This is a genomic window from Streptomyces sp. CNP082 (assembly GCF_059570535.1).
In genome coordinates this window covers 331214-339995 of the sequence record NZ_JCANSZ010000002.1, presented here as the reverse complement: position 1 = coordinate 339995, position 8782 = coordinate 331214, and the positions used below count along the sequence as shown (strand labels likewise).

Annotated in this window: 7 protein-coding genes; all 7 read left to right on the top strand. The window is 71.9% G+C overall.

Translation table 11 applies throughout. The annotated features are described in order from the left end of the window. Window positions 1-221 precede the first annotated feature (221 nt). The 7 genes from mtnA (at window position 222) to B124_RS02980 (ending at window position 8750) form a co-directional block, all read left to right on the top strand. Window positions 222-1325: an S-methyl-5-thioribose-1-phosphate isomerase gene (gene mtnA, locus B124_RS03010; protein ID WP_496501019.1), complete on the top strand. Its 1104-nt coding sequence runs from the start codon at window positions 222-224 to the stop codon at window positions 1323-1325. A gap of 104 nt (window positions 1326-1429) precedes the next feature. Next, the gene (gene mtrA / locus B124_RS03005; protein ID WP_496501018.1) at window positions 1430-2107 is read left to right on the top strand and encodes a two-component system response regulator MtrA; all 678 of its coding nucleotides are present in this window, start codon (window positions 1430-1432) and stop codon (window positions 2105-2107) included. Window position 2108: 1 nt separating this feature from the next. Continuing rightward, window positions 2109-4136 (top strand): MtrAB system histidine kinase MtrB, encoded by a 2028-nt coding sequence (gene mtrB / locus B124_RS03000; protein WP_496501017.1) that lies wholly within the window; start codon window positions 2109-2111, stop codon window positions 4134-4136. Beyond that, on the top strand, window positions 4123-6024 hold the full coding sequence (locus tag B124_RS02995; protein ID WP_496501016.1) for an LpqB family beta-propeller domain-containing protein: 1902 nt from the start codon (window positions 4123-4125) through the stop codon (window positions 6022-6024). The genes mtrB and B124_RS02995 overlap by 14 nt, the downstream gene beginning before the upstream one ends. A 120-nt stretch (window positions 6025-6144) precedes the next feature. Beyond that, window positions 6145-6891: a ComF family protein gene (locus B124_RS02990; protein WP_496501015.1), complete on the top strand. Its 747-nt coding sequence runs from the start codon at window positions 6145-6147 to the stop codon at window positions 6889-6891. Between the two features lie 326 nt (window positions 6892-7217). Next, window positions 7218-7937, top strand: coding sequence for a ribosome hibernation-promoting factor, HPF/YfiA family (gene hpf, locus B124_RS02985; RefSeq protein WP_496501014.1), 720 nt, complete (start codon window positions 7218-7220; stop codon window positions 7935-7937). A 93-nt stretch (window positions 7938-8030) separates the two neighbouring features. Beyond that, window positions 8031-8750, top strand: coding sequence for a response regulator (locus tag B124_RS02980; protein WP_496501013.1), 720 nt, complete (start codon window positions 8031-8033; stop codon window positions 8748-8750). Window positions 8751-8782: the final 32 nt, after the last annotated feature.

Sequence of the window (8782 nt, the reverse complement as noted above, 5' to 3'; positions counted from 1 at the left end):
TCCTTGCGGCGGCGGCCCTCGCCCGCCCACAACACGATCCGGGCTCGCAGGGCCACATCCGCCGTCACGTGCCGGTCCGCCACCAACGTCCGCAATTCTGCGGCCTGTTCTGAAGAGAGATTCACGCAGTGTCCAACGAGTCAAAGACCTTCAGGTGACATGAACCGGATCACAAGACACTAGGGGTTGAGTCATTTCCGGGGGCCTTGCAGACTGGGGTAATGGCCGAGAAGATTGCCGTTCTTCGCTGGGATGAGCCGGCGGACAGCGGGGGCGCTCCCGCCGTGGTGCTGCTGGATCAGACGCGACTGCCCGCCGAGGAGGCGGAGTTGGTCTGTGGCGATGTGCCGGCGTTGGTGCGTGCGATTCAGACGCTTGCCGTGCGAGGTGCCCCGTTGCTCGGTATCGCCGGGGCGTACGGCGTTGCCTTGGCGGCCGTGCGGGGGGATGACGTCGACCAGGCCGCCGATCTGCTTGCCGGGGCGCGGCCGACCGCCGTCAATCTGGCGTACGGCGTGCGGAAGGCGCAGGGCGCTTTCCGAGCTGCTGTGGAGGCCGGGGACGGGGGTGTCGGGGCGGCCCGTGCCGCGCTTGCTGAGGCCCGGCGCTTGCACGGCGACGATGCGCGGGCCAGTGCGCGGATGGCGGAGCACGGGCTGGGGCTGCTTCGCGAGCTGATACCCCGTGGCGGTTACCGGGTGCTGACGCACTGCAACACCGGGGCGCTGGTGTCCGGCGGTGAGGGGACGGCGCTGGCCGTGGTGCTGGCGGCGCACCGGGCCGGGGAGCTGCGGCGGCTGTGGGTGGACGAGACGCGCCCGCTGTTGCAGGGGGCCCGGCTGACCGCGTACGAGGCGGGGCGGGCGGGTGTGCCGTACACCCTTCTGACGGACAACGCGGCCGGGTCGCTGTTCGCGAACGGGCAGGTGGACGCGGTGGTCTTGGGCGCCGACCGGATAGCCGCGGACGGGTCGGTGGCCAACAAGGTCGGGACGTATCCGCTGGCGGTGCTCGCCCGCTACCATCGGGTTCCGTTCGTTGTCGTCGCGCCGACCACCACGGTGGACTTCGGCACGCCGGACGGCTCGGCCATCGAGGTGGAGCAGCGGGCCGGGGGTGAGGTCACGGAGTTCTCCGTGCCGCGTCCCGCCGGTTCCGGCCCGGGGCGGGCTGCGCTGGCGTACGCGGTAGCACCTGCGGGTACGCAGGCGTACAACCCGGCGTTCGACGTCACCCCGCCGGAGCTGGTGACGGCTCTGGTCACGGAGCGTGGGGTGGCTTCGCCGGTATCGGGGGATTCGCTCACGGAGCTGGTTGTGCGGTGACCGTGGGTGATCGTCTGGGGAAGAGGTGCGTTTCGGCCGGGGCCGAAACGTGACCTGGGACACGGGATTCTCTGTATGGGATGTGTAAATGGGATGATGTCGACATGAAGGGACGCGTTCTCGTCGTCGATGACGACACCGCACTGGCCGAGATGCTCGGCATCGTGTTGCGCGGAGAGGGCTTCGAGCCGTCATTTGTTTCGGACGGTGACAAGGCGTTTGCCGCATTTCGCGAATCGAAGCCCGACCTGGTGCTTCTCGACCTCATGCTGCCCGGCAGGGACGGTATCGAGGTCTGCCGCCTGATCAGGGCGGAGTCAGGTGTGCCGATCGTCATGCTGACGGCGAAGAGCGACACCGTGGACGTTGTCGTGGGCCTGGAATCCGGAGCCGACGACTACATCGTCAAGCCGTTCAAGCCCAAGGAGCTGGTGGCCCGTATCCGGGCCCGGCTGCGCCGGTCGGAGGAGCCGGTGCCGGAGCAGTTGGCGATCGGCGATCTGGTGATCGACGTCGCCGGGCACTCGGTGAAGCGCGGCGGTGAGCCGATCGCGCTGACGCCGCTGGAGTTCGACCTGCTGGTGGCGCTGGCGCGCAAGCCGTGGCAGGTGTTCACGCGCGAGGTGCTGCTGGAGCAGGTCTGGGGCTATCGGCACGCCGCCGACACGCGCCTGGTCAACGTCCACGTGCAGCGGCTGCGCTCGAAGGTGGAGAAGGACCCGGAGAAGCCGGAGATCGTGGTGACCGTCCGCGGCGTCGGCTACAAGGCGGGACCGAGCTGACGTGTTCCGCGTGCTGCCGCGGGAGGGCGTGCCCGGTGGGCCGGTGCAGCCGTTTGTCCGGCTGTGCGTGCGCTGGGTACGCCGCCCGTTGCACATTGCGACGAAGCTGTACCGGCGGAACATCCAGTTGCGGGTGGTCGCCACCACGCTGCTGATGTCGCTGGGCGTCGTCGTGCTGCTCGGCATCGTCGTCATCGGGCAGGTCCGCAACGGCCTGCTGGAGGCGAAGCTCGGTGCCGCGCACGGGCAGGCGCAGAGCGGGTTCGCGCAGGCGGAGATACGGGGCGCTTCGGAGGAGCCCGGCAGCGGCAGTGAGGCGACGGCGTCCGTGAACTCCGCGGAGTGGCGGGCGGCCCTCGTGGAGCAGCTCATGGGCAGCGGGCAGGGCGTGGTGTCCGTACTGGTGATGAGCTCCAGCGTGAACAACGAGGCCAGCGGCTCGTCCGACAACCCGCGCGGCTCGCTCGTCTCGGACGACACGTCGGTGGACAGCATCCCGGACGACCTGCGGGAGAAGGTGGACCGCGGCGGCGGTTCCGGGATCTACGAGCAGTACGCGCGCGTCTGGAAGCGGGGCTCGGACGAGAGCGAGCCGTCGCTGATCATCGGCAAGCGGCTGAACGACCCGAACAACAATCCGTACCAGCTCTACTTCGTGTTTCCCTTCACGCAGGAGGAGAAGACGCTGAGCCTGGTGAAGGGCACGCTGGCGACGGCCGGGGTGTTCGTGGTGGTGCTGCTCGGCGCCATCGCCTGGCTCGTCGTACGGCAGGTCGTCACGCCCGTGCGGATGGCCGCCGGCATCGCCGAGCGGCTGGCGGCGGGGCGGCTCCAGGAGCGGATGAAGGTCAGCGGCGAGGACGACATCGCGCGGCTGGGCCAGTCGTTCAACAAGATGGCGCAGAACCTTCAGGTGAAGATCCAGCAGCTTGAGGATCTGTCGCGGATGCAGCGCCGCTTCGTCTCCGACGTCTCGCACGAGCTGCGCACCCCGCTGACGACGGTGCGTATGGCCGCGGACGTCATCCATGAGGCGCGCGAGGACTTCGATCCGGTGACCGCCCGCTCCGCGGAGCTGCTGCTCGACCAGTTGGACCGGTTCGAGTCGCTGCTCTCCGACCTGCTGGAGATCAGCCGCTTCGACGCGGGCGCCGCGGCGCTGGACGCGGAGCCCGTCGACCTGCGGGAGCTCGTGCGGCGCGTCGTGGGCGGGGCGCAGATGCTGGCGGACGCCAAGGGCGGGCGGCTGCTCGTCCGGGGCGACGAGCAGCCGGTGATCGCGGAGGTCGACGCGCGGCGCGTGGAGCGGGTGCTGCGCAATCTGGTCGTCAACGCCGTGGAGCACGGCGAGGGCCGCGATGTCGTCGTACGGCTCGGTGCGTCGGAGAGCGCCGTGGCGGTGGCCGTGCGCGACTACGGCGTGGGGCTGAAGCCCGGCGAGGCGACGCGGGTGTTCAACCGCTTCTGGCGTGCCGATCCGGCCCGTGCCCGTACCACGGGAGGGACGGGGCTGGGGCTGTCGATCTCCCTGGAGGACGCCCGGCTGCACGGCGGCTGGCTGCAGGCGTGGGGTGAGCCGGGCGGCGGGTCGCAGTTCCGGCTGACGCTGCCGCGGACGGGCGGGGAGCCGCTGCACGGCTCGCCGGTGCCGCTGGAGCCGGACGATTCGCGAGCGCGGCGGGCGGCCCGGAAGGCGCCGGAGCCGGGTGCGGTGAGTGTGGCGCCGGCCGGCGGGTCGGCGGGCGGTGAGCTGCTGGGGACCGTACCGGCGCAGGGCGGGCGTGGGACGGCCGCCGCCGCGCGGGCGGCGGCGCCGCGGCCCGCGGCGCGGGCGGAGGCGGATCCGACGGCGCTGCCGGGCAGCGGGCGGCGGGTCAGCGGGTACACGGGGGCGGCGGACGAGGCGCCGGCCGGCGGGGGCGAGGATGGGTCCGGGAGCGGGTCCGAGGGCGTGCCTGAGGGGGGCGAGGGCGGCGGTGAGGTCCCGAGTGAGGTCGGCGGCGAGGGGGAGCGCGGTGGTCGCGTCTAGGCGTACGGAAGGGACGCAGGCGGTGCGCGGGCGGGGGAGCCGGGCGGGGGCCCGTACCCCGGATCCGTACCGGCGCCGCTCTTCGGCCCGTACGCGCCGGTACGCCACCGCCGCGCTGCTGGGCGGCTTCCTGCTCCTCGTGGGCTGCGCGTCCATGCCGGACAGCGGGGGCGTGCACCAGGTGCCGCCGTCGGAGCAGCGTGAGGATCCACGCGCGCGTACGTACGCGGAGCGGCCGGAGCCCGGTGCCCGGCCGGAGCGCATCGTGTCCGACTTCCTGGAGGCCCTGCGCAGCGACGACTACGCCACTGTCGCCAAGGCGTACCTGACGAAGAACGCGCGCACGTGGACTCCCGGCGAGACGACGGTGCTCGCCGAGGCCCCCGAGATGACGCTGCTGTCACCGGCCGGGCCCAAGCCGGTGAACGGCGACAAGATGACCACGTCGGTCGTCCAACTGCGCGGCAACAAGGTCGCGTGGCTCAACGAAGCGGGCACGTATACGCCGGATGAGCGCCCGTACAGCCGGAACATCGAGCTGTCGAAGACCAAGTCGGGGCAGTGGCGGATCGTGGATCCGCCGCGGGGGCTGGTGATCAGCCGGGCGGACTTCGAGCGGACCTTCCAGTCGGCCAGTACGTACCACTTCACGGCGCGCAGCAAGGACACGCTGGTGGCCGACCCCGTGTTCGTACGGCGGCGGATCGATCCCGTGACGGACGCGGTGAGCACGCTGCTCGACGGGCCGGGCGGGTTGATCGGCTCGGTGACGCAGACGACGTTCCCGGAGGGCACCAGGCTGGCGAGTAACCAGCGGCTGGCGGTCAACGAGGAGGGCACGCTGCGGGTGCGGCTTGCGCTGGAGACCAAGCCGGGGCTGCACACGTGTGAGCGGATGGCGGCGCAGGTGCTGCACACCGCGGAGAGCCAGGAGGGCGTGCGTGTCGACAACGTGGAGCTGCTGACGGCCAGGGACACCAAGATGTGCGACCTGAGCGCGTCGGCGGGCGAGCACTATGCACCGGACCGGCTGGCACGCCAGCCCTCTTCCCTGTACTTCATCGACGAGAAGAACCGGCTGGTGCGGACGTCAGCCGGGCCGGCCGAGGGTGAGGCCGGGCCGGCGACGGTGATCAGCCCGCTCGGCGACGGCAAGCCGGCGTTCGGCTCGGCGGCGGTGGCGCGTTCGGAGAAGAAGGCGGCCGGTGTCACGGCCACGGGGCGCGCGCTGTACGTGTCGTCGCTGGACGAGTCCTCGGAGCTGGGGGAGCCGCTGATGACCAGCGATGCCACCGAGGCGCAGGCCGAGCACGGCGACGGGCTCACGGCGGCGAGCTGGGACGGGCTCGGCGATCTGTGGGTGGCGGACCGGGTCGGCGGGGAGTCGCGGCTGTACTGGATGGCGGGCGGTGCCGGGGAGCCGGTGCGTATCGACGTCACGGGTCTTGACGGGCGGATCGAGGCGCTGCGGATGTCGGCGGAGGGGGCGCGGATCGCGCTGGTCGTCAGCGAGGGGTCGGAGAGCCGGCTGGTGCTGGGGGCGGTGTCGGTGAAGGACGGTGTGCCGGTGGTGGTGCAGTTGCGCGACACGGGGGCGCTGGAGGAGGTGCGGGCCGTGTCGTGGGCGGGCGAGACCCGGCTGCTGGTCGTGGGGCGGGAGTCCGAGGGCGTGCAGCAGATGCGGCTGGTGTCGACGGACGGGTCGGTGCCGCCGGCGGCGGAGCTGGGGCAGGGGCTGACCGGGGTGACGGCGGTGGCGGCGACGGAGGACGGGATGAAGCCGCTGGCGGCGGCGACGGAGGACGGAATCGTGCGGCTGCCGCAGAACGCGTACTGGAAGGCCGTGGAGGGCGGAGAGCGGGGCACGGCACCGGTGTATCCGGGGTAGCCGGACAGACCCGGGGCAGCCCGGGGCGGGGGGCCGCGGGGCGGTGCTGCCGGGTTGTCCACAAGCGGGGGGTTGTCCACAGGGGTCGCGGGAGCCGGTGGGGGCGGGCATGGTGGACGTATGCGGGGGACAGGGCGGGAACTGGCGGGGCTGATGCTGCCGGCCGGCTGCGCGGGATGCGGGGCCGGCCGGGGCGCGGAGGCGCTGTGCGCGGGGTGCGCGGCGGAGCTGACGGCGGGGGCGGTGCGGCGCGTGGTGCCCCGGCCGCGGCCGGCGGGGCTGCCCGCGGTGTACGCGGCGGTGGCGTATGCGGGCGCGGCGCGGTCGGCGCTGCTGGCGCACAAGGAGCGGGGTGCGCTGCGCCTGGCCGGCCCGCTGGGCGCGGCCCTGGCGGCGGGGGTCCGGGCCGGGCGGCGTGGCGGGGCGCGGGGGTGCGGGGCCGGTGGCGAGCGGGTGGTGCTCGTGCCGGTGCCGTCGGCGCGGAGGGCCGTGGGGCGCCGGGGGCACGATCCGGTGCGGCGAATCGCGCGCGTGGCCGCGGAGCGGCTGCGGCGGGGCGGGATACGGGTGGAGCTGCTGCCGGTGCTGCGGCAGCGGCGGGCGGTGGCGGACCAGGCGGGGCTGAGCGCCGCGGCGCGGCAGCGGAACGTTTTCGGGGCGCTGGAGGCGGTCCGCGGCGGTGCCTTGCGGCTCGGTGCCCCCGGGTGCCGGGTCGTGCTCGTGGACGACGTGCTGACGACCGGCGCCTCGCTCGCCGAGGCGGCGCGGGCAGTGCGCGCGGCAGGAAACCGGGGCCCGCTCGCGGCGGCCGTGGTGGCCGCGCCGCGCGACGCGTTCGAAGAGGGCCAGGCATGTGCGCTCCCTTGACTGCAATCTTACGTTTCCGCAGGTAGAAAGGAGGTATAAGGACCTGACCGGTCCGCTGTCGCCTCAGGGGGTGCCGCAGCATCTCAGGCGAGCTATGTTCGATTGTGAGGAGGCTGCGGGGACAGCGGAGAGGCGAATCCGCTGGAACCGATGGGGTGTCGATCTTGTCGGTAGGGGAGGAGGAGGTGAAGGCCGGTCCTCCCGCGGGAGGGGCCGGCGGCAGAGAAACCGGAGGCTCCGGCACGACCGGGGCCCCAGCGCACCAAGGGACCGGCTTCGCCCGTCAGCTCAGCGGTACGCGGAGCCGTTCCAGAACGGAGTTCTGCGTGGACATCGTCGTCAAGGGCCGCAAGACCGAAGTTCCCGAGCGGTTTCGTCGGCATGTGGCCGAGAAGCTGAAGCTGGACAAGATCCAGAAGTTCGACGGCAAGGTGATCAGCCTCGACGTCGAGGTGTCCAAGGAGCACAACCCGCGGCTGGCCGACCGCTGCGACCGGGTGGAGATCACAGTGCACTCCCGGGGGCCCGTGGTGCGCGCCGAGGCGGCTGCGGCCGACCCGTACACAGCCCTGGACCTGGCGACGGCCAAACTGGAGGCGAGGCTGCGCAAGCAGCACGACAAGCGCAAGACGAGGCGGCCCGGCCGGGACCGCCGCACCGCCGCGGAGGTGGGCGAGATCGTCGCGCACGCGGCGCAGCTCACCGACGAGGGGGAGCTGACGACCCCGTCCATGGAGACGGCGGGGGAGAACGAGGCACGGCAGAACGGCTCTCGGCCGCATCGCCGGGGCCCGCTGGAGGTGGATGGCGAGGGCCCGCTCGTGGTGCGGGAGAAGACCCACGCCGCCGCGCCGATGTCCCTGGACCAGGCGCTCTACGAGATGGAACTCGTCGGGCACGACTTCTATCTGTTCGTCGACTCCGACAAGAAGCTGCCCAGCGTTGTCTACCGCAGGCACGCGTATGACTATGGCGTGATCCACCTCGACCCCTATCTGATCGAGGCGTCGCTGCCCGACGGTGCGGGGGGTGCCTTGGGCGGCTGAAAGGCGACGGTAGGCGGGCGGCGGGGGCGTCACCCCGCCGCCCGATCGTGGAATCATGTGCGCGCACGGCAATGTCGGTGCCTGGGGGCAAGCGTGGCGGAGTTCGAGCTGAGCGGAGCTGGTGAGCCGAAGGCGGCGGTCGGTCCCCGGGAGGAGCCGATCCGCGTCCTCGTCGTGGACGACCATGAGCTCTTCCGCCGCGGCTTGGAGATCGTCCTCGCGCAGGAGGAGGACATTCAGGTCGTCGGTGAGGCCGGCGACGGCGCCGAGGCCGTGGACAAGGCCGCCGACCTCCTTCCCGACATCGTGCTGATGGACATCCGGATGCCCCGGCGCAGCGGCATCGAGGCGTGCACGGCCATCAAGGAAGTCGCTCCCAGCGCGAAGATCATCATGCTGACGATCAGCGACGAGGAAGCCGACCTCTACGACGCGATCAAGGCCGGCGCGACCGGCTACCTGTTGAAGGAGATCTCCACCGACGAGGTCTCCACCGCGATCCGCGCCGTGGCGGACGGGCAGTCGCAGATCAGCCCGTCGATGGCGTCGAAGCTGCTGACCGAGTTCAAGTCGATGATCCAGCGCACCGACGAGCGGCGCCTCGTGCCGGCGCCGCGGCTGACCGACCGGGAGCTTGAGGTGCTCAAGCTCGTGGCCACCGGGATGAACAACCGCGACATCGCGAAAGAGCTGTTCATCAGCGAGAACACGGTGAAGAACCACGTGCGCAACATCCTGGAGAAGCTGCAGTTGCACTCCCGGATGGAAGCCGTCGTCTACGCGATGCGCGAGAAGATCCTCGAAATCCGCTGACGCCTCCGGGCGCCGTGGCGGGCCCGGAGGCC